Here is a 21,837-nt window from a genome sequence, read left to right as displayed (position 1 = left end):
CCTCCCGACCGACCGGACCGAACCGAACCGACGAAAGTGAGGCGACCGATGACCGGCATCACCCTGGACACGCTGCGCGACATCCTCGTCGAAGCCGCGGGCGCGGACGAGTCCACCGGACTCGACGGCGACATCCTGGACACCCCGTTCCGGGACCTCGGCTACGACTCGCTCGCCCTGATCGAGACCGCCGCCCGGCTCCGCCGCCGGTACGGGGTGGAGATCCCGGACGAGCAGGTGACCGAGCTGGACACCCCGAGGAAGCTGCTCGACTTCGTCGACGCCGCCGTGGCGGCGCGCTGACGATCCACCGGACCACCGCACCCCCCCGTGCCCCGAGACCCCTGGAGTTGCCGATGACCCCCCGACCCGCCCCGGCCGAGCTGTACGTCGAGGTCCAGCAGTTCTACGCCCGCCAGATGCACCTGCTCGACGCCGGCCGGCTCGACGAGTTCGCCGGAACCTTCACCCCGGACGGCTCGCACCAGCCGTCACCGGACAAGCCACCCGCGTACGGCCGGGCCGACATCGTCGCGGCCATCCGGCAGTTCGACGAGCGGTACCGGGACGACCCGGTCGTGCGGCGGCACTGGTTCAACATGCTCTGTGTCGCCCCGGACGACGACGGTTCGATCCGCGCCGACTACTACGCCCTGGTCGTCGCCACCCGGCCCGGTGTGCAACCGATCATCCCCACCAGTTGTCTCGTCCACGACGTGCTGCACCGCGTGGAGGGTCGGCTGTACGTCCGGTCCCGCCGGATCGACCACGACCAGAGCCGGGTCGTCCAGCTCGCCGGGGCGTCCCGTGGCTGACGACGCTCGCGACCGGACCCCCTGCGACCGGGTCGCGCTGGTCACCGGCGGCGCCGGTGGGATCGGCGCCGCGGTGGCCCGGCGGCTGGCTGCCTCAGGGCGTCGGGTGGTCGTCGCCGACCTGGCGGTGCCCGCGGGTGAGGCACTGGCGGCCGAGATCGGCGGTGTCTTCGTCCGTACCGACGTGACCAGCCTCGACGACAACCGGGCGGTGGTCGCGGCGGCGGCCCGGCTGGGCCGGCTCGACGTGGTGCACCTGAACGCGGGGGTGAGCGGCGGCTGCGGGTTCGGCGACGAGTTCGCGCCGGACCGTTACCTGCGGGCGCTGTCGGTCAACCTCAACGGGGTGGTGTTCGGAGTGCACGCGGCGCTGCCCCGGCTGCGCGGCCGGGGCGGCACGATCGTGGTCACCGGCAGCCTGGCCGGCCTGGTCGGGTCCGCCTTCGACCCGGTCTACGCGACCACCAAGCACGCCGTGATCGGCCTGGTCCGGTGTCTGGCGCCGGCCCTGGCACCGGACGGAATCCGGATCAACGCGCTCTGTCCGACCTTCGTCGACACCCCGTTCATCGACGAGGCGCGGGCCGGCCTACGGGACCGGGGGCTGCCGGTCCTCACCCCCGACCAGGTGGCCGACGCCTTCGGGACCGTCCTCGACAGTCCCGGCAGCGGGCAGGCGTGGGTGCTCCGCCCGGGGGTGCTGCAACCGTTCCCGTTCCCCCCGCTGCCCGAGGCGTCGCCCGCCGCGGCGCGCTGAGAAGGGAGCGAGATGGTCACCACGACGAGTCGGCCCCGGGCGGTGGCGCTGATGTTTCCCGGCCAGGGCGCGCAGCACGTCCGGATGGCCGCCGGACTGTACGGCTGGGAGGAGGTGTTCACCTCGGTCCTGGACCGGGCCTTCGCGCTGCTCGGCCCGGAGGGGCCGGCGATCCGGCGGGACTGGCTGGCCGACGGACCACCGGACCTGCTCGACGACGCCACCCGGGCGCAGCCGCTGCTGTACGCGGTTGACTACGCGCTGGGCCGTACGGTGCTGAGCTGGGGCGTCCGGCCGGTCGCCCTGCTCGGACACAGCGTCGGCGAGCTGGCCGCGGCCACCCTGGCCGGGGTGCTGGACTTCGCCGACGGCGTACGGCTGATCCGGGACCGGGTGGCGAGCTGCCGGCTGGCACCCCCGGGCGGGATGCTGGCGGTGGCCGCCACCCCGGACGAGGTCGCCGCCCATCTGGGCGACGGGGTGGCCGTCGCCGCCGTCAACGCGCCCCGACAGCTCCTGCTCGCCGGACCCGCCGCGCCGCTCGCCGCGGCCGAGCGGGCGTTGCGTGCCGAGGGCCGGGCCTGTCTCCCGGTCCGGTCCCGGCAGCCCTTCCACAGTCCGGCGATGACCGCGGCGGCGGAGAGTTCGCTGGAACAGTGGCGGCTCACCCGGCTGCGTCCGCCCCGCCGGACCGTCTACTCGGCGTACCTGGGGGACGTGCTGACCGCCGCGCACGCCTGCGACCCGCGGTTCTGGGCCCGGCAGCCGGTCGACCCGGTGCTGTTCGGGCCCACCCTGGACCGGCTGCTCGCCGCCGGCGACGTGCTGCTGGTCGAAGCCGGGCCGGGCCGGGGTCTGACGGCGCTGGCCAGCCGGCACCGGGCGGTCGCCTCGGGGGCCAGCGCGGTGGTGGCGATGCTCCCGGCGCGGCCGGGTGGCCCGGACGACGACCGCGACGCGCTGCGCCTGGCGGCGCGGCGCATCGCGGTCGAGGCGCAGCTCGCTCACGAGGTGGTGCTGCCCCGGTAGGCCGGCAGGTCCGGGCCGTCGTGCGGTACGGCCCGGTCGGCCACCGCCTGTTCCGCGTCCCGCCGGGCGACCTCCGCCCGGACCAGGGGAATGACCTCCCGGCCGAAGTCGACAGCGTCCTCGAGGATGTGGTAGCCGTTGGTGTTCAGCACGGTCACCCCCAGGTCGTAGTAGTCGAGCAGGGCGGCGGCCACGGTCTCCGGGGTGCCGACCAGGGCCATGGAGTTGCCGATCGCGCCGGTCGCGGTGGCGGTCGGCGTCCACAGCGTCCTGCCGTACCGTTCGGCCTTCTCGGCGATCGCCAGCAGGCGTTGCGATCCGGTGTTCTCCGGTCGGGTCACCGCGTACCGCAGAGCGCCTCCGGCGGACGTGTTGTCCTCTATTCTGCGGAGAATCTCCCGGGCCCGGTCCCATGCCTTTTCCTCGGTCGGGGCGATGATCGGACGGAAACCGACCTGGATGCGCGGCAGATCCGCGCGGCCCGCCGCCCGCGCCGCGGCACGGACCGAGGCGATCTGTTCCCGGGTGTGTTCGAGCGGCTCGCCGAGTAGACAGTAGATGTCCGCCTCCGCGCCGCCCGCAGCGTAGGCGGCCGGAGACGAACCGCCGAACGAGACGATTGGGCGGGGTTGCCGCGCGGGCCTGATGTCACTGACGAAATTCTCGAAGGAGTAGTACTTCCCGTGATGGTCGAACGGTTCTTCGCTGGTCCAGATCCGTTTGACGACGCTGATGTACTCCCGGGTGCGCGCGTACCGTTCGTCCTTGCTCAGGGTGTCGCCTTCCCGCCGTTGTTCCCGATCGTTCCCGCCGGTGATGAAGTGCACGGCGAGCCGGCCGTCGCAGATCTGGTCGAGAGTGGCGAAGGTTTTCGCGGCGAAGGTGGGATACGACACGTTCGGTCGGTGCGCCACCAGTAGACCGAGGGTTTCGGTGTGCGCTGCGACGTATGACGCCACCATTGCCGGGTCGGGTGCGCCGGAGCCGTAGAGATACAGCACCCGGTCCCAGCCGTGGGCCTCGTGCGCCCGGGCCAGTTTCAGGGTGTGTTCCCGGTCGAACGCCGGGCCGGATCTCGCCTGGAGTTCGGATCCGTCATTGGTGGCGCCGATGCCGACGAATTCAACGGGCACGGTACGGTCGTCCTTTCCTGCGGGAGGGGGAACCGGAACGGCTCCGGCCGGTCGTCGGCGGGAGCGGACCGGATCGGGGCGGGGTGGTCGCCGGCCGCGCGGCGACCACCCGGGCGGCTACCGGTCCGCGCCGACCAGCGCGTGCGGGACGAGCCGGGGGTCCAGCAACTCGTCGTTGCCGTCCAGCACCACCCGCTGCAACCGCTCGGCGAGCGGCTGCGGGTCGATGCCGAGCTCCTCGCGCATGGTGCGGCGGAGCCGGTCGTACGCCTGCAATGCCTCGCTGCGCCGACCGGAGCGGGCCAACGCGAGGATCAGGTGGTAGTGGAACCACTCACGGAGCGGATGCCGCGCCACCAGCGAGCGCAGCTCGCTGACCAGCTCCTGGTGGCGGCCGAGCCGCATGTCCAACTCGATCCGCAGCTCGACCATGCTGATCGCCTCTTCGGCGAGCTGGGCGGCGTCGATCTGGAGGACGGGACCCAGCGGTACGTCGACCAGCGGCGGCTCGGTCAGGTGCCCGAGCGCCTCCCGTAGCACCACGGCTGCCGTCTCGGGTCGTTCTCGGCTCAGCTCGCGAGCCCGCCTAGCCAGGACGCGAAAGCGAAAGACATCGATCTGCGACTCGTCGACCGTGAGAATGTAGCCCGGGTCGTGAGTTTTGATCAGTTCCTTCCCGGACCTTGCTTCCGAGTGTTCGGCGAGCAACTTGCGTAACTTGTAGATGTACGTCTGCGCGGTCGTCGTCATGCTCGGTGGAGGGCTGTGTTGCCACAGTTCGGATATGATCAGGTCCTTGGTGACCAGCTTGTTCGGGCGAAGCGCGAGAAGCGCCGCCAGTTGGCGTTGCTTCGGTGCGGTGGGTTGCGCCACGCTGTTGTTTCCCCGCACCCGGACAGGGCCGAAAAGGTCTATTTTCATGCGCTCCCCGTTCGCTGTGGACGGTCAGCGGGCAAAGCGGGTCCGTCCCGGCGTGCTCCCGCTCCCGAAAGGCGGCCGATGAAAGGATTTCCCGAAGGCGGTGGCCGGGTCCGGACGGATCGACGCGACGATGCGCTTTCCCCATGCACCGGGCCGCGACAGCGTGTTCCCGTGCCAGTGCCGCTGTGCTCCCGGAGGGCCGCGAGCGACATGGGGGTACAGATATCCTTTGTGCATGTCGAGACTGTCCTGGCTGGGCGTGGTCGCTTCATCGCTGAAAGTGACTCTTCCACATCCATGGACCGATGTCCATAGCTTGTGGTGAATCCATAGCCTTCGCGGGGTGTTGCCCAGCGTCATTCTTCTGTTGTTGTGCTTCCTCCGAAAACTGATCATGGCGAGCGAGGTTCAATTCCGCAGCACAGCGGTGCCATGCCCATGGCACGGTTTGTCGAAACACCCCTGAATCAGCCCTCGGGGCCGACTCCGTCACCGGCCGCGGCTCGCGTCGCGGCCGGTGACCGGCCCGCCGACGTCCGCGCCGTCCACCCCCGCGGCAGGCGGCCCGGCACCGCGGTCGACGGCGGTGACCTCCAGCAGCAGCGCCTGTTCGGGGCGGAGCGCCGGTAGCTGCACCCCGACCGCGCCGAGCACCCGCCCGGTGAGGGTCACTCCGCCGGCGGCCAGCCACCCGGGCGCGGTCACCTGGAGCACCGCCGGCTGCGGCACGCCGGCCGCCGGTCGTACCGCGTACCGCCGCCCCGGTGCCAGACCCGGTAGCCGCACCGGGCCGGGGACCTGGGCCACCGACGTCCCGAGCTGGGAGATCGCGTACACCGCCCGGGAGCGGTCCCCGGCGACCACGCCGTGTGCCTCGACGGCCGGGTCGGGGTGGTCGACCCGGACCACCCGACCGGAGTGCAGCAGCGGTCGGAGGCGTTTGTGCGCGGCTACCCAGGCGGCCAGTTCGGCCCGTTCCCCGGCGGAGACCGCGCTGATGTCCCACTCGATGCCGTGGTGGCCGAAGATCGCGGTGACCGCGCGGAAGGCCAGGTCGTGCACCCGGCCGGTGCTGTGCGACCGGTGCGGGCCGATGTGCGCGCCGATCAGCTCGGGTGGGAGCAGCAGCCCGGTCCAGCGCTGGATGGCGACCCGCTCCAGGGCGTCGTTGCAGTCGCTGGGCCAGACCCGGTCGGTGCGGCGCAGGATCTCCAGGTCCACCCGGCCCCCGCCGGACGAGCAGCTCTCGATCTCCACGCCGGGGTGCCGGGCCCGCAGCTCGTCGAGCAGCCGGTAGACCGCGACGGTCTGCGCGTGCACCCCCGGCCGGCCCCGGTGCCCGGCTTCGGTCAGGTCCCGGTTGTGGTCCCACTTGAGGTATGCGATGCCCGGATGTCCGGTGAGTAGCGCGTCCAGCCGGGACAGCAGGTGGGCGTACGCGTCGGGGTGGGCGAGGTCGAGCACCTGCTGGTGCCGCCATGGCAGCGGAAGCCGGTCCGTCGGTCGGAGCACCCAGTCGGGGTGGGCCCGGTACAGGTCGGAGTCCGGGCTGACCATCTCCGGTTCCACCCAGAGCCCGAACTGCATGCCGTGCCCACGCACGTGGTCCACCAGCGGTCCCAAGCCGTCCGGCCAGACGTCGGGGTCGACGGACCAGTCGCCCAGGCCGGCCCGGTCGTGCCGGCGGCCCCGGAACCAGCCGTCGTCGAGCACGAAACGTTCCACGCCCACCTCGGCGGCCCGGTCGGCGAGGGCGCGCAGCCGCCCCAGGTCGTGGTCGAAGTAGACCGCCTCCCACACGTTGAGAGTCACCGGCCGGGGCGTACGCGGATGCTCCGGACGGGCGCGCAGATGGGTGTGCAGCACGTCGCTGATCCCGTCCAGCCCGTCGGTGGAGTGCACGGCGTACAGCAGGGGAGTGGCGTACTCCGCGCCGGGCGCGAGCCTGATCTCACCGGGAACGAGCAGCTCACCGCCGCCCAGGACGGCCGCGCCGGTCGGCAGGCGTTCGGCGTACGTGACGTGGTCGCCGCTCCAGGCGGTGTGCACCGCCCACACCTCGCCGTGCCGGAAGCCGAAGCCCGGGGTCCCGGCCACCAGCAGCAGGGTGGCGTCGTGTCCGGTCCGCCCGTGCCGGCCCTCCCGTACCCAGGTACCCATCGGCCACGGGTGCCGTTGCGGGACCCGTTCCCGGCACCAGCGTCCGGTGAGGTCGAGCAGCTCGGTGGCGACCGCCGGGACCGGCAGCACCGGGGTCAGTCCGTGCAGGTCGTACGGGCGGTCGCCGTCGTTGCGTAGCCGGTGGCGCATTCGGAGCAGTCCGGCCGGGTCCAGTTCGATCTCGACGGTCAGGGTGAGCGCCCCGTCCGGATCGGCGGCCCGGACGGTCACCCGCGCCCACCCGTCCCCGGGGCCCGGGTCCTGGCCCGGCTCGGGGTGCGGCCGCCCGGGGGAAGCGCCGGGGACGGTGTCCGCGTCGTGGACGTCGACGGCGGTCAGCTGGAACGCGGTGGTCCAGGCGGAACCGGCGCGGTGCCCGGCCAGCCCGGGGCGACCGCTCCAGCCGGCGCCCGCCTCCGGCAGCAGGGACAGGACGGCCGGGACGTCGAAGCTGCTCGGCACCAGCGGGGCGACCGTGGCGTCGACCAGGGCGGGCAGGTCGGCGGCGGACAGCGGTCCCAGGTCGGTACCCCAGTACACGACCCGGGGCAGCCCCGGGCCACGGGCGTCGAGTACCAGGCTGGTCCGGGCACGGCGCAGGTGGACGAGCGTCATCGCCGGTGGCTCCTGTCATCGGGGTGCCGGCCGCTGTCGCGACCGGTCGGGCCGGGCGGTGGTCGGTGGGTCCGGAGACCGGACCGGGCGGCGGTGGGGATCCGGCCGGGCAACGGCCGGTCGGCCCGCGGTCGGGAGTTGCCGGCCCGGCCGGGCGGTCGGTGGTCGGTGGTCGGTGGTGTGGGGGCCGCTTCTCCGGCCATCTCCGACGGACGGCCGTCCTCAGGCGACGGATTCCGCAGCGTAGGCCGGTTTCGACGCTACCCCGCCCGATTTTTCCGCGCGGCTGCTGGCCCGGTCGGGCTGGTCCGGCGACCCCAAGACCTGAACCGGTTCGGTCCCAGTTGTCAGACATCTGTCTACGAATCGTGTGGCCCTCCGTCGATGTGCGCCGTTGCCCCGGCCGGCTTCGGTTCCACCCGGAGGTGGTACGCATGTCGATGTTCCGTGCCGCGCTCTCGACCGAACATCGAGACATTGCTGAGCCTGGATGTAACGAACATCGCCCGATGGGCGCTGGCGTCCGGGTGCGGCGGGCTGTCCGGTGCGGACCCTCGTCGTGCGGCGGTGTTGCGGCCGACCCGGAATTCCGCCGCAAGATGTCCGGCTTCCAGTCGGTGTGCCGGCGGCGTCGATGCGTTCGGTGGCAGGTGGACGCCGGCGATTCTGAAAACTTTTATCAGGACGGGGTTGGGCAGTGTACCGGGCGGCGGATGGCAGCGTGGCCCCGCCCCGGTCTCAGTTGGATGGAGTGTCGCCGGCGCGGGGTGCGAGGCTCGGTTGGGGAGGCGATCGGACCGTCGAGGAGGGGCCGGACCAGCGATCTTGGCCTGACTCCATCGATGCTGGTCGAATGTGATGGAAGGTGGGTGGGTCGGAGCCCGGCTCCGCTGCTCCGGTCCCTGAGGGGGCTGTCCGGCCCCGACCCGATCCGCTTCTGATTGATGACTGTCGTTGCCTGGTGGTCGCTTCGACGGTGGTGTGACCGGCTGGCGCCGACGATCACGGACGACGTGTGGGCCGGGCTGGTGACGCCGCGACCGGTCGGTTCGGTAGGTCCCGATGGCCGCCGACCGGGGGGTGCGGTTTCCGGTTTACCGGCCGGATCGGCCGCCGTGCGGAATCGGCGACAACGGCGAAGGGCCGTCGGGTGGCCGGTCCGACGCGTAAGGGTGATGTCGGGTCCGGTCTTTGCCGGCGACAGGAGTCGTCGCCGAAAGACGCCCGTGGCGGGCGGCGTTCCGCTGCGAATGGAATCGAACATCGGTCGGCTCGTTGTCGACCCGGTCGGCGGTCGTGGTTTCCGGCCCGGAAATGCCTTTCCGTTTCAGTCCACCATTCTCCTGTTGTCGTTTCGGATCGTCCGATTGCCCGGGTGTCTGCGGCTGGAGCTGTCCGGGCCGCTTGCGGCTGCTCCATCTGCCTCGGTCGGGTCGGAGTTCCGGTGCGGAGGACGGGCGTCCGCCGGCTGCTTGGTGCCGCATACCGTGGCCACTGAAGGTTGCCCGCCGACAACTATTGCCCGTCGGTCGTCCAGCGTGTCGTCGACTGGCCGTTGCCCGGTGTTAACCGCTGCATCTTCCCAGCTCAGAGCGGGTGATGTCCGAGTTGAGGCGATCTGGGTGTGCAGGCGACGGTCGATATACTCCGGATACCTTGGCTGGGTTCTGGCCGGGTGAGGGATCGATTGAAGCCTCTGAAGTATCTTCGTGGGCAACGGTTGCGTTCCGTTGTGCTTCGTTGACTGATGGCGGTCATGGTGGATGTCTCGTGGCATTCGGTCGGTAATTCACCTCTCTGTCGGTGCTGATGTCGGGTGTAATCCGACCGGTCCGACGAATGGTGGGTTTGGCGGGCGGAACACGGCATATCGGACGTGATCCAGGTCACACCTGCGTCGCTGTCGGCTTTTCCCGGATGCGCGACATGCAGGTGATTTAACGCTCCCACCATCCGGTTGGTTGCTTGGGGCGACCATTCTGCGTCGAAGTTCGTGCATTGACCGTGCGGGACTTGATCTATTACCTTCTGGGCCACCGAGATCCGCATTGGACGGGTGCTATTCGGGCTGACGACTGATCGGAGCAGGCCCATGTTCGATGTAATCGTTGTCGGTGCGCGCTGCGCGGGTTCGCCGGTGGCAATGCTGTTGGCGCGGCGCGGTCATCGGGTATTGATGGTCGACCGTTCGTCATTCCCCAGTGACACGGTGTCGACCCATTACATCCACCAGGCCGGGCTGTCCCGCCTCCAGGACTGGGGACTCCTCGACGAGGTGATCGCCGCCGGAACGCCGGCCGTCCGCAAGATGAACTTCTCCTACACCGGTATCCCGCTGGTCGGCTGGGCCGACCCCATCGACGGCATCGACGCGGTCTACTGCCCGCGTCGGGTCGTGCTCGACGAGATCCTGGTCAACGCCGCCCGCCGGGCCGGCGTCGAGGTGATCGAGCAGTTCACCATGACCGACCTGGTCTTCGACGAGGGACGCGTGGTGGGCATCCGGGGCCGCGAGGGCGACGGGCCGGAGCAGGAGTTCCGGTCCAGCGTGGTGGTGGGTGCGGACGGCTTCCACTCCACCGTGGCCCGCAAGGTCAACGCCGAGCTGTACAACGTACGCCCCGCCTCGGGGTTCATCTACTACTCGTACTACAGCGGTCTCGACTGGGAGATGCAGCACAAGACCGGCTTCCACGAGCAGTGGTTCGGTGCCTGGCCGACCAACTTCGACCAGCACATGGTCGCGGTGATCTGCAGCCGCCGGCAGCTCAAGGAGTTCCGGCAGGACCCGGAGCGCCGCTTCCTCGCCGTCTTCGACGACGTCGAGCCGGAGAAGGGCCAGCAGCTTCGCGAGCTGGGCCGGCGGGAGGAGCCGCTGCGGCCGATGCGCTACCCGGACAACTACTACCGCAAGTCGCACGGACCGGGCTGGGCGCTGGTCGGCGACGCCGGCTACCACAAGGACCCGATCACCGGCTGGGGCATGACGGACGCGTTCCTCCACGGTGAGCTGCTCGCCGACAAGATCAACGAGGCGCTCTCCGGACTGCGGACCATGGACGACGCGTTGGCCGAGTACGCCAAGCTGCGCGACGAGGAGAGCGCGCCGGTCTACGACTTCACCACCACCATGGCCGAGTTCCACCTCCCTCCGTTCCTGGAGACGGTGCTCTCGGCGATCAGCAAGAGCGACGCGTGGACGACCAAGATGCTCGGGATGATCGCCGGTGGCGTGGACGGCGGCGAGATCTTCGCGCCGGACGCCCTCGAGCGCCTCTACAACGACACCGGTGTGCCCGAGGACGAGCGCCTCTACGAGTGGGCGTGACCCGCTAGCCGCGCCCCACGAGTGGGCGTGACCCGCTAGCTGCGCCGCGCGGGACGAGCGCGGCCCCGACGGCGAAGGCATCTGGGGTCCTCCGCCGGTCAACCCTGCACTTGATCTCTGGAGGAGCCACCAGATGACCGCCGCGTCCAGCATGTTCGACCTGATCAGCGAGCAGGATGAGCAGCGGCCCTACTTCGACACCGGAGGCCGGGGCCGCAGCCACGAGTTCTACACCGGACAGGAGCAGTACCAGCGGGAGATGGAGCGGATCTACGGGCGGCACTGGCTGCCCGTGGACCACGTCTCCCGGTTCAAGGAGAAGGGCTCCTACGCCACCCTCACCATCGGCACCGGCTCGGTGCTGATCATCCACGGTGACGACGGCATCCAGGCGTACCACAACTACTGCCGGCACCGGGGCTACCGGCTGGTGGAGGAGGCCACCGGCAAGCGGCAGAGCCTGGTGTGCATCTACCACTGCTGGGTGTACGACCGCAACGGCAAGCTCAAGAGCTTCAACGGCACCTACTTCGACCACTTCTTCGACAAGGAGAAGAACGGTCTGCTGCCGGTACGCACCGAGATCCGGTTCGGGGTCGTCTTCATCACCTTCTCCGAGGACGCCCCCGACCTGGACGTCTCGCTGGGCGAGTTCGGGGAGTTCGCCCGGGTGTACGAGCTGGAGAACCTCCAGTGCGTGCAGGCCAAGGACTACCCGGTCGCCTGCAACTGGAAGCTGGTCGCGCACAACGTCAACGAGAGCCTGCACTTCCCGACCGCCCACAAGGACCTGCACCGGATCACCGACTTCGACGACGCCGGCACCTACGAGCTCAAGGGCGACAACATCATCGGCGCCTGGCAGGTGATCCGGGAGAGCTTCAACTCGGTCTCGATGACCGGTCGGAGCACCCGCGATCCGATGCCGCTGGTGCCCGAGGCCGACCGTCGCAAGATCAACTGGATCACCATCCTGCCGAACCTGCTGTTCGGCTTCACCGCCGACTACGTGTTCATGCAGTGGGTCTGGCCGGAGAGCCCCGGCACCTGCTACGTGCGGCACTTCTGGCTGTTCCACCCCAACGAGACGGCCAAGAAGGACTTCTCCCACGAAGCCGTCTTCGCCCTCTGGGACAAGGCCAACTACGAGGACTGGGAGCTGTGCGAGCGCACCCACCGCGGCCTGTCCAACCCGAGGTGGACCCCCGGCCAGCTGTCGCTGGACGAGGAGGTCGTCTCCCAGATCGACGCCTGGGTCGCCCAGGAGACCGCCGACCCGGCCGAGACCGAGGCATGAGCACCGTGACCAACTGCTTCCTCATCGGCGGCACCCGGGTCCTCGCCCGGTGCGCGGCCCAGCTCGTCGCGGCCGGGGTCCGCGTCGAGGGGGTCTTCACCGACGACCCGGTCGCCGTCGACTGGGCCACCGGCCACGGCGTCCCGGTGCTGGACCCGCGCGCCGACCTGGTCGCCGCGCTCACCGAGACCCCGGTCGACTACCTGTTCAGCGTGGTCAACTTCCGGATCCTGCCCGGCCCGGTGCTGGCGCTGCCGAAGGTCGCCGCGATCAACTTCCACGACGGGCCGCTGCCCCGGTACTCCGGCAGCAACGTCGCCGCCTGGGCCCTCTACGAGGGCGCCGGCCGGCACGCGGCCACCTGGCACGTGATGACCGAGGCGGTGGACGCCGGGTCGGTGCTGCTGGAACGGTGGTTCCCGATCCGCAACCACTCCACCGCGCTGTCGCTCACCTACGAGGCCGCCGAGGTCGGCATCGAGCTCTTCGCCGACCTCGTCCCGCACGTCGTCGCCCGGACCCTGCCCGAGCCGATCGACACCAGCGACCGGGAACGCCGCTTCTACCTCAGCTCCGACCGGATCGCCGCCGGCGGGCTCATCCACGCCGGCACCTCCGCAGCCGAAGCCGAACGCATCGCCAAGGCGCTCGACTACGGCAACTTCCCCAACCCGCTCGGCGTGCCGGCCCTGATCACCGCCCAGGGGGCGGTCTTCGCGCGCCAGGTCCGGCTCGTCCCCCGCGAGGGCGCCCTCCCGCAGACCCTGGTGGCCGCGGTCACCGACACCGCGCTGACTCTCTCCGCCCCGGACGCCGACCTGCTGGTCAGCGACTTCAGCGGCACCGACGGCAGCACGCTCAGCGGCCGCGCCGTCGCCCAGCGGCTCGGCCTGGCCGTGGGCAAGCCCCTGCCGGCCGCCCCGCCGCAGGTGCTCGCCGCCATCGCCGACGCGCAGGCACCGCTGCGCCGGCACGAGAACTGGTGGAAGAAACACCTGACCGACCTGCGCCCGGCACCGCTGGAGGCCGCCGACTTCTCCGCCGCCGGCGCCCACTACAGCCGGTACGAGCTGGCGTACGTGCCCCGCTCCCGGGCCGAGACGGTCAGCGTCGTCCGCGCCTTCCTCGCCGTGCTCGCCCAGCGGATGGAAGCACCCAGCTTCGACTTCGCCTGGTCCACCTCGGCGGTCCGGGCCCGGGCCGAGCAGACCCACGGGCTGGCCGTCGCCCGGGTGCCGGTCCGGTTCGACGCCGCCGACGCCGACTCGCTCGCCGACCGGCTCGACGCCGCTGCCGCCCGCCACGGGTACGCCACCGACCTGGAGGTACGCCTCGGTCTGGCGCACCGCCCGTACGGCTCGGACGGCCCCACCTTCACCCGGATCATGGTGCTGGAACGGGCCCCCGACGAGGAGGCCGCCACCGAGGCGGACACCGAGATCGCCCTGCTCTGCCTGCGGGACGGGCCGCCCATCGTGTTCGTCCGGGAAACCGCGATGAGCGCCGACGAGGCCCTGGAGTTCACCGAACGGGTCGAGGACGTCGCGCTGGGCGCGATGCTGCCCGGCGTACCGGTGGCCCCGGAACCCGAGACCACCCCGGCCGCCCCGGTCGAGCCCGCCGCCGCGACCACCGGGCAGCCCGCCACCGTGACCGGCGGGGAGCGGACCGACCCCGCGACCACCGGGGTACCCGCCGACACCACCACCGTCGCGGCGCCGGTCGCCGACGCCGCGCCCGAGCCGGTGGCGCACGCCGCGCCCGAGCCGGTCGCCGACGACACCGAACGGGATCCGGTGTCGTCCGTGCCCACCCTGCTCGACCTGGTCGCGGCCACCGTCGCCGCGCACCCGCACGCGGTCGCCGTCCGCAGCGGCGACCGGGAGATCGACTACGCCACCCTGGACGCCTGGGCCGACGCCGTCGCCGCCCACCTGTGGAACCAGGGCGTCGAGGCCGGCTCGGTGGTCGGCCTGCTCACCGAACGGGGACCGGACCTCGTGCCGGCCATGCTCGGCATCCTCCGCACCGGGGCCGCGTTCCTGCCGCTGGACCCCAACTACCCGGTGGAACGGCTCAGCCGGTACCTCGAGGTCGCCGCCTGCGACCTGATCCTGGCCGACCACCGCAGCCTGGCGTTCGGCACCACCATCGGCCCGGCCGTGCTGCCCATCCCCACCGCCGACGGCTCCGCGCTGGCCGTACCCCCGCCGGTCACCGGCGACGACCTGGCGTACGTGCTGTTCACCAGCGGCTCGACCGGCGAACCCAAGGGCGTGGAGATCGGCCACACCGCGCTGGCGAACTTCCTCACCGGCATCGGCGAACGCCTCGGCTCCGGGCCCGACGACCGGATGCTCGCCCACACCACCGTCGCCTTCGACATCTCCCTGCTGGAACTGCTGCTGCCGCTCACCGTCGGCGCGACCGTGGTGCTGGCCTCCCGCGAGGTGGCCCGCGACCCGCAGCGGCTGGCCGACCTGATCGGCGAGGTCACCGTCGCCCAGGCCACCCCCAGCCTGTGGCGGCTGCTGCTGGAGACCGGGTGGACGCCGGCGGCGGACCTCACCGTCCTCTCCGGCGGGGAGGCGCTCGTCCCGGCGGTCGCCGAGCGGCTGCACGCCACCGCCCGGGAACTGTGGAACCTGTACGGCCCCACCGAGGCCACCATCTGGGTCTCCACCCACCGGGTCGACCGGGTCGGGACGTTCCTGCCGCTCGGCGACGCGCTGCCCGGCCTCGACCTGCACGTCCTCGACGACAACCTCGACCCGTGCGGCCCCGACGGCGTCGGCGAGCTGTACCTGTCCGGCATCGGGCTGGCCCGCGGCTACGTCAACCGTCCCGACCGCACCGCCGAGGTGTTCCTGGAGCACCCGCGTACCGGGCTGCGGCTCTACAAGACCGGCGACACGGTACGACTGCACGCCGACGGGGCGATCGAGTGGCTGGGCCGCGCCGACTCGCAGGTCAAGGTCCGGGGTAACCGGATCGAACCGGCCGAGATCGAGCGGGTGCTCGCCACCTTCCCGGGCGTCACCGCCGCCGCCGTGATCGCCGTGGCCTTCGAGGGCCGTGGCGAGCCCCGACTCACCGCGTACCTGGTCGCCGAGCGCACCCTGGTCAAGGCCGAACTGGACGAGTTCGTCGGCCAGCGGCTGCCCGAGTACATGGTGCCCGACACGTACGTGCGGCTGGACGCCATGCCGCTCACCGACAACGGCAAGATCGCCCGCCGGCTGCTGCCCGAACCGACCCGGCACAGCATCATCCGGACCGGTGTGCCGTCCGTCGCCCCGACCGAGCCGCCGGCCCCGGCCCACGCCGTGGACACGCCGGAACCGGTCGACGCCGAGGCGCCGACCCCGGCCCACGCCGTGGACACGCCGGAACCGGCGGTGACCGAACCCCCGGCCGAGCGGATCGCGCGGGTGCTCGCCACCGTCCTCGGCCACGACGGTTTCCTGGTCACCGACAACTTCTTCGACCTCGGCGGCGACTCGGCGAACGTCACCCGCGCGGCCACCGCGCTCAGCGCCGAGTTCGGCGTGGAGGTGAGCCCCACCGCCCTGTTCGCCACCGGCACCCCGGAACGCCTGGCCGACCTGCTGCAACCGGCCGGCCCGGTCCGCGTACCGCAGCCGGAGCCCGCGACCAGCGTCGAGGAGGCCGTCCTGGCGGCGGCCGAGGCGGTGGTCGAGGCGGTACCGCAACCCGAGCCCACCCCGGCCGCCGACCCGAACCCGCTGCCGACCGCCACCGACCCGACCCCGGCTCCGGCTGTCCCCGCCGCCGGACCGACCCCGCCGCCGGCCGGGACGATTCCGGACGCCGGCGACCCGACCCGCCGTGACCCGGCACCGGTCCGCCCCGCGGCGGAACCCGCCGGCGAAGAGGACGCCCTCGCCGTCATCGGCATGGCCTGCCGGTTCCCCGGCGCGGCCACCCCCGACGAGTTCTGGGCCAACCTCGCCGAGGGCGTGGTCGACGTCGGCGACGCGCCCCCCGGCCACCGCGGCTGGGGGCACCTGTGGACCGACACCGACGAGGTCCCCACCGGCTGGGTGGACCGGATCGAGTACTTCGACGCCGCCCGGTTCAAGCTCACCGACCGGGAGGCCCGCCGCCTCGACCCGTTGCAGCGCATCCTGCTCAGCGTCACCGACGAGGCGCTGGAGAGCTGCGGCCACACCTCGGCCACCCTCGGCACCCACACCGGCGTCTTCGTCGGCACCATCGCCAGTGACTTCCCGGAGATCGTCGCCGGCAGCGTCGGCGCGGGCGACCCGCACGTCGCCACCGGTACCGCCGTGTCCATGGTCGCCAACCGGCTCTCCCACGCGTTCGACTGGACCGGCCCGAGCTTCGCCGTCGACACCGCCTGCTCGTCGTCGCTGGTCGCCCTGCACCAGGCCGCCATGCACCTGCGCTCCGGCGAGATCGACGCCGCCGTGGTCGGCGCGGCGAACCTGGTGCTCACCCCCACCAAGACCCGGTCGTTCCTGCGCAACGGCATGCTCTCGCCGAGCGGGCAGTGCCGCACCTTCGACGACGACGCCGACGGGTACGTCCGGGGCGAAGGCTGCGGGGTGATCGTCCTCAAGCGGCTCGCCGACGCCGAACGCGACGGCGACCCGATCCTCGCCGTGGTCCGTGGCGCCGCCGTCAACCACACCGGCGCGGCCGGCTTCCTCACCGCGCCGAGCAGCACCGCCCAGCAGGCGGTCATCCGGACCGCCCTGGAACGCGCCGGGATCGACGCGACCGGTGTCGGCTACGTCGAGGCGCACGGCACCGGCACCCAGCTCGGTGACCTGATCGAGTTGGAGGCCCTCCAAGCCGCCCTCGCCGGGGCCGGCCGGGGCACCGTCGCCGTCGGCTCGGTCAAGACCAACATCGGTCACCTCGAACCGGCCGCCGGGGTCGCCGGTCTGATCAAGACCATCCTCGCCCTCCAGGCCGAACGGATCCCACCCTCGGCCAACCTCACCCACCCCAACCGGGCGTTCCGCTTCGAGAATTCGCCGCTGTTCGTCCCGGACCGGCTGGTCCCCTGGTCGGGCCCCCGGGTCGCCGGGGTCAGCAGCTTCGGCTTCGGTGGGGTCAACGCGCACGCCGTGCTCACCGCCGCGCCCACCCCGACCCGGGTACCCGCCGCGACCGGCCCCGGCCTGCTCACCCTCTCGGCCGGCTCGGTCGACGGGCTGCGCGTCCTCGCCGGCCGGCTGGTCCGGCTGCTCCGCTCGCCGTACTGCCCCCCGTTGGCCTGGCTCTGCGTGGCGAGCCGGCAGCGACCGGCGGCCACCTACCGGCTGGCCTGCGTGGTCGACTCCGTCGAACAGCTCGACGACAAGCTGATGCTGTTCCTCGCCCGCGCCGAGGGCACCCGGAACCTGTACGTCGGGGTCGCCGAACCCACCGGCCGCACCATCGCGCCGTTCGGCGGCAACCCCGGCCGGGACACCCTCGACACGGCGGCCCGCCGCTTCGTGGCCGGCGACAGCCTCACCACCGAGGAACGGGCCCCGGTCCGGTTCCCCACCACCCCGCACGAGGAGCGGTACCTGTGGCTGGAGCCGCAGGGCGAACTGCCGTCCGCCGAACGGACCGCCCTCGGTGGGCGACCGCACGCCTGGACCTGGCGCGAGCACCCCGAGGCCCACGAGCACGTCGTGCTCGGTGACCCGACGCTGCCCGGCTCCGGCTACCCCGGCAAGGTCGCCGAGATCGTCGGCCGGGACCGGTTCACCCTGCGGGACCTCACCTTCCGGGCGACCGTCCGGCCCCCGGCGACGCTGACCGCCGAACTGCACGGCAGCCGGATCTCCTTCCGCGACGGCGGCGGCACCGTGGTCTGCGACGTCGAGGTGACCGAACCGGAGACGACCGAACCGACGCTGACCCCGCCACTGAACGAGGCGGGTTTCGTCCCGGTCGACCTCGACGGCATGTACCGCGACTTCGCGCGCAACGGGCTCGCCTACGGCCCGGGCTTCCGCTGCGTACAGACCCTGGCCACCGCTCCCGGCCAGGCCGTCGGCACCCTCGCCGGAGCCGCCGCCGGGCCCGGCCCGGTCGACGTACGGCTGCTCGACGGTGCCTTCCAGGTGGCGCTCGCCGCCTGCGGAGCCCAGGGCCTGTACGTGCCGTTCACCGTCGAACGGCTGACCGTCTCCGGACGACTGTCCGGCACGGTCCGGGTCTACGCCCGCCGGGACCGGGGCAGCGCCCCCGACGCCGGCCTGCTCACCGCCAGCCTGGTGGTGGTCGACGGTGACCGTCCGGTGCTGACCGCCCACGGGATCACCTGGCGGCGGATCTCCACGGCGCCTCCGACCGGCCGTCCCGGCACGACCGGCGGCCAGGACCGGGCGCAGCCGGGCTCCCCGGCGAACGGCACCGCCAACGGCCGGGTCACCGCCAGCCAGAACGGCCACGTGCCGGCCGTGACCGGCCAGGTGAGTGCCAGCACCGCCGGGTACCCGGTGGCGAACACCGCCGCACCCTCGGCGGAAGCGGTCGCCGGACCGACGCCTCCGCAGGCGTCGGGACCGACGGGCCCGCAGGCGTCGGGACCGACGGGTCCGCAGGCCCCGGGGGCGGCGGGGCCGCGTCCGGCCGGCATCCCGGTCAACGGGGGTGGGAACCTCACCTCGGCCCTGGCGGCGTGGATCGCCGAAGGGCTGGAGACCGACATCGAGACCCTCGAACTGGACCGGCCGCTGGAGGCCCAGGGCCTCGACTCGATGCTGGCCATCTCGCTCGCCCAGGACATCCGCTCCAAGCTGGACGTCGAGATCCCGGTGACCCTGCTGCTCGAGGTCGGGACGGTGGAGAACCTCGCCGCCGAACTGCGCGACAACTACGGTGTCACCAGTGTCCCCGGGGCCTCGGCGGTGCCGTCCGCGCCGCTGCCCGTCGACGCGCCGCCGGCCGCCGCCACGTCGCCGACCGCACCGCCGGCCGCTGCCGTGCCGATGGCCGTGCCGTCGGCGGCCGAGGTCGCCGTGCCGGTGGCCGTACCCGCCGTGTCGGTGGTCGAGCCGGCTCCCGACCGCGGGGACCGGCACGCCATGGCCATCATCGGGTACGACGGGGTGTTCCCCAACGCCGGCAGCCCGGACGAACTGTGGGAGATCCTCGCCAACCAGCAGGACTGCCTCCAGGAGGTACCCAAGTCCCGGTGGGACATCGACGACTACTACTCGGAGGAGGCCGAGCCGGGCACCGTCTACCTGCGCCGCGCGGGCTTCGTTGACGACCTGACCACCTTCGACGCGCCGTTCTTCCGGATCTCCCCGGCCGAGGCACAGTGGATCGACCCGCAGCAGCGGCACCTCATCCAGTCCGCCTGGCGGGCGTTGGAGGACGCCGGTCTCTCCGGCCGGCTGGCCGGCCGCTCGGTGGGTGTCTTCGTGGGTGCCAGCTACCAGCACTACCGGGACATGGTGGTCGGCGACGTCGTGCAGACCGCCGCCGGTCTCGGTAACCACAACGCGATCCTGGCGAACCGGGTGAGTTATTTCCTGGATCTGGTCGGGCCGAGCATGACGATCGACACGTTGTGTTCGTCGTCGTTGGTGGCGCTGCACACGGCGGTGCGCAGCATCCGTAACGGTGAGTGCGACCAGGCCATCGTCGCCGGGGTGCACCTCGGCATGTCCCCGCAGTACTTCCAGCTCGGCTCCCGGCTGCGCTCGTTCTCCCCGACGGGTGCGTCGCGGGCGTTCGATGCGGGTGCGGATGGGTTCGTGCCGGGTGAGGGTGTGGTGACGGTGGTGGTGAAGCCGTTGGTGGATGCGGTGCGGGACGGGGATCGGATTCGGGGGGTGATTCGGGGTTCGGCGGTGAATCATGGTGGTCGGACGTCGGGTTTGACGGTGCCGTCGAGTGCGGCGCAGTCTGAGGTGATTGTGGCGGCTTTGCGGGATGCGGGGGTGTCTCCGGATTCGATTGGGATGGTGGAGGCGCATGGTACGGGGACGTCGTTGGGTGATCCGATTGAGGTGGATGGGTTGTCGCGGGCGTGGCGGTCGTTTACGTCGCGGACGCAGTTTTGTGCGATTGGGTCGTTGAAGTCGAATATTGGGCATTTGGAGCCGGCTGCGGGTTTGGCTGGTGTGGTGAAGGTGTTGTTGGCGTTGGAGGGGGAGCGGATTCCTCCGACGTTGCATGTGGTGCGTCCGAATGATCATATTCGGTTTGAGGGTTCGCCGTTCTTTGTGGCGGATCGGGTGGTGCCGTGGCGTCGGGTGGTGGGTGTGCCGAGGCGGGCTGCGGTGTCGGCGTTCGGTATGGGTGGGGTGAATGCGCATGTGATCGTGGAGGAGGCGCCGCTGCCGGCCGAGCGTGGGCCGGTGCCGCAGGAGTCGCACATCGTGCGGGTGTCGGCCGCGTCGGAGGATGCGGTGCGGCGGCTCGCGGGGGCGTATGCGGAGGCGTTGCCGCGGGCGGGTGAGTTGGGTGATGTCGGGTTCACGGCGAATGTGGGTCGGGCGTCGCATCGGTTCCGGGTCGCGGTTTCCGGTGGTGACCGGGATGTGTTGGTGGCGGGGTTGTCGGCGGTGGCGGCGGGTGACCGGCCGGTGGGTCGGTTGGTGAATCAGCCGCCGGTGTCGGTGTTCCTGTTCACCGGGCAGGGGTCGCAGTATCCGGACATGGGTCGTGGTTTGTATGCGACGGAGCCGGTGTTCCGGTCGGCTGTCGACGAATGCGCGGATCTGCTGTCCGGGCACGGGCTGTCGTTGATGGATCTGTTGTTCGGGTCGGGTCGGGATGATCTGGTGCAGACGCGGTTCGCGCAGGTGGGTATCGCCGCGGTGCAGGTCGGTCTGGTCCGGTTGTTGGAATCCTGGGGGGTTCGGCCGGGCCTGGTGGTCGGGCACAGTGTGGGCGAGTTGACCGCGGCATGGGCGGCGGGGGTGTTCTCCCTGTCGGATCTGCTGCGTCTGGTGGCGGTGCGGGGCGAGGTGATGCAGGCCCAGCCGTCGGACGGGACGATGGTGGTGGCGTTCGCGTCCCCGGACGAGGTGACCGCCGTGCTGGACCGGTTCCCGGGGGTCGAGGTCGCGGCGTTCAACGGGCCCCGCAACGTCACCCTGTCCGGACCGACGGAAGCGATCGACGCGTTCGTGGCGGGTTCGGGGTTGCGGACGCAGCGGCTGTCGGTGAGTCACGCGTTCCACTCCGCAGCGATGGCCGGCGCGGTCGACCCGTTCACCCGGGCGTTCGCCGGCATCACGGCCCACACCCCGCAGGTGGGCTTCGCGTCCACGGTGACCGGCGGCTGGCACGACACGGCCACCGTGACGGACGCGCAGCTGTGGGGTTCAGGGATCCGGCAGCCGGTGCGGTTCACGCAGGCCCTGGACGCGGTGCACGCCGCGGGTGGGCGGGTGTTCTGGGAGATCGGCCCGCAACCGGTCCTGGTCGGTCTCGGCCGACAGGCCCTCGGCACCGACGGACTGACCTGGCTCCCCACCCTCCGACGCGACCACACCGACCAGGCACAGCTGCACGCGGCGGTGAGCACGTTCTACAGCCAGGGCGCGGGCGAGGTGGACTGGGCCGGAGTGCACCACGGCAAGGGCCACCGGACCACCACCATCCCCACCTACCCCTTCGACCGCAGGGAGTTGAGAGCACCGCACGCACGGGCGACCACCACCGCACGGGAGACCACCACCGCACGCCGACCGTCCGAACCGGAAGCCGCCGTGCCCGCCACCGCTGACCAGGCGGCCGGCCACCCGCTCTTCGACCGGCACTACGAGCACTAGAGC

General features: G+C 71.7%; 10 protein-coding genes. 7 read left to right on the top strand and 3 right to left on the bottom strand.

Annotated elements, in window-relative coordinates:
* Nucleotides 1–48 precede the first annotated feature (48 nt).
* The 4 genes from PVK37_RS24370 to PVK37_RS24355 are packed head-to-tail and all read left to right on the top strand — an operon-like array spanning nt 49 to nt 2,601.
* Entirely contained in the window at nt 49–303 is a 255-nt protein-coding gene (locus tag PVK37_RS24370; protein ID WP_275030130.1) for an acyl carrier protein, read from the top strand.
* 53 nt (nt 304–356) lie between these two features.
* Entirely contained in the window at nt 357–815 is a 459-nt protein-coding gene (locus tag PVK37_RS24365) for a nuclear transport factor 2 family protein (protein WP_275030129.1), read from the top strand.
* Nucleotides 808–1,572, top strand: a complete 765-nt coding sequence (locus tag PVK37_RS24360; RefSeq protein ID WP_275030128.1) for an SDR family oxidoreductase — start codon at nt 808–810, stop codon at nt 1,570–1,572. The genes PVK37_RS24365 and PVK37_RS24360 overlap by 8 nt, the downstream gene beginning before the upstream one ends.
* A 12-nt stretch (nt 1,573–1,584) precedes the next feature.
* Nucleotides 1,585–2,601 (top strand): acyltransferase domain-containing protein, encoded by a 1,017-nt coding sequence (locus PVK37_RS24355; protein ID WP_275030127.1) that lies wholly within the window; start codon nt 1,585–1,587, stop codon nt 2,599–2,601.
* Here the strand turns inward: PVK37_RS24355 and PVK37_RS24350 are convergent.
* From PVK37_RS24350 to PVK37_RS24340, 3 genes are all read right to left on the bottom strand, one after another.
* A complete protein-coding gene (locus PVK37_RS24350; protein ID WP_275030126.1) occupies nt 2,577–3,734 on the bottom strand; it encodes an LLM class flavin-dependent oxidoreductase in 1,158 nt (385 codons plus the stop codon). The two genes, PVK37_RS24355 and PVK37_RS24350, sit on opposite strands and share 25 nt — an antisense overlap.
* 117 nt (nt 3,735–3,851) lie before the next feature.
* Entirely contained in the window at nt 3,852–4,655 is an 804-nt protein-coding gene (locus PVK37_RS24345) for an AfsR/SARP family transcriptional regulator (protein ID WP_423790834.1), read from the bottom strand.
* 489 nt (nt 4,656–5,144) lie between these two features.
* Nucleotides 5,145–7,430 carry an alpha-galactosidase gene (locus tag PVK37_RS24340; RefSeq protein WP_275030125.1) on the bottom strand — a complete coding sequence of 762 codons (2,286 nt, stop codon included), beginning with the start codon at nt 7,428–7,430 and terminating at the stop codon, nt 5,145–5,147.
* Nucleotides 7,431–9,522: 2,092 nt separating this feature from the next.
* Between PVK37_RS24340 and PVK37_RS24335 the strand changes: the two genes are divergently transcribed.
* The 3 genes from PVK37_RS24335 (at nt 9,523) to PVK37_RS24325 (ending at nt 21,834) form a co-directional block, all read left to right on the top strand.
* On the top strand, nt 9,523–10,758 hold the full coding sequence (locus PVK37_RS24335) for an NAD(P)/FAD-dependent oxidoreductase (protein ID WP_275030124.1): 1,236 nt from the start codon (nt 9,523–9,525) through the stop codon (nt 10,756–10,758).
* A gap of 133 nt (nt 10,759–10,891) precedes the next feature.
* Nucleotides 10,892–12,055 carry an aromatic ring-hydroxylating oxygenase subunit alpha gene (locus PVK37_RS24330; protein WP_275030123.1) on the top strand — a complete coding sequence of 388 codons (1,164 nt, stop codon included), beginning with the start codon at nt 10,892–10,894 and terminating at the stop codon, nt 12,053–12,055.
* On the top strand, nt 12,052–21,834 hold the full coding sequence (locus tag PVK37_RS24325; RefSeq protein WP_275030122.1) for a polyketide synthase: 9,783 nt from the start codon (nt 12,052–12,054) through the stop codon (nt 21,832–21,834). Before PVK37_RS24330 ends, PVK37_RS24325 begins: the two co-directional genes overlap by 4 nt.
* Nucleotides 21,835–21,837 lie beyond the last annotated feature (3 nt).

Source organism: Micromonospora cathayae (genome assembly GCF_028993575.1).
Lineage (GTDB): Bacteria > Actinomycetota > Actinomycetes > Mycobacteriales > Micromonosporaceae > Micromonospora > Micromonospora cathayae.
The sequence above is the reverse complement of the archived record's forward strand: the minus strand, read 5'-3'. Positions and strand labels throughout refer to the sequence as shown.

Bases quoted from the DNA above. Each gene is read 5' to 3' on its own strand.
- PVK37_RS24325 (WP_275030122.1), top strand. From the start codon at position 12,052: ATGAGCACCGTGACCAACTGCTTCCTCATCGGCGGCACCCGGGTCCTC.
- PVK37_RS24330 (WP_275030123.1), top strand. From the start codon at position 10,892: ATGACCGCCGCGTCCAGCATGTTCGACCTGATCAGCGAGCAGGATGAG.
- PVK37_RS24345 (WP_423790834.1), bottom strand. From the start codon at position 4,655: ATGAAAATAGACCTTTTCGGCCCTGTCCGGGTGCGGGGAAACAACAGC.
- PVK37_RS24340 (WP_275030125.1), bottom strand. From the start codon at position 7,430: ATGACGCTCGTCCACCTGCGCCGTGCCCGGACCAGCCTGGTACTCGAC.
- PVK37_RS24335 (WP_275030124.1), top strand. From the start codon at position 9,523: ATGTTCGATGTAATCGTTGTCGGTGCGCGCTGCGCGGGTTCGCCGGTG.
- PVK37_RS24370 (WP_275030130.1), top strand. From the start codon at position 49: ATGACCGGCATCACCCTGGACACGCTGCGCGACATCCTCGTCGAAGCC.
- PVK37_RS24365 (WP_275030129.1), top strand. From the start codon at position 357: ATGACCCCCCGACCCGCCCCGGCCGAGCTGTACGTCGAGGTCCAGCAG.
- PVK37_RS24355 (WP_275030127.1), top strand. From the start codon at position 1,585: ATGGTCACCACGACGAGTCGGCCCCGGGCGGTGGCGCTGATGTTTCCC.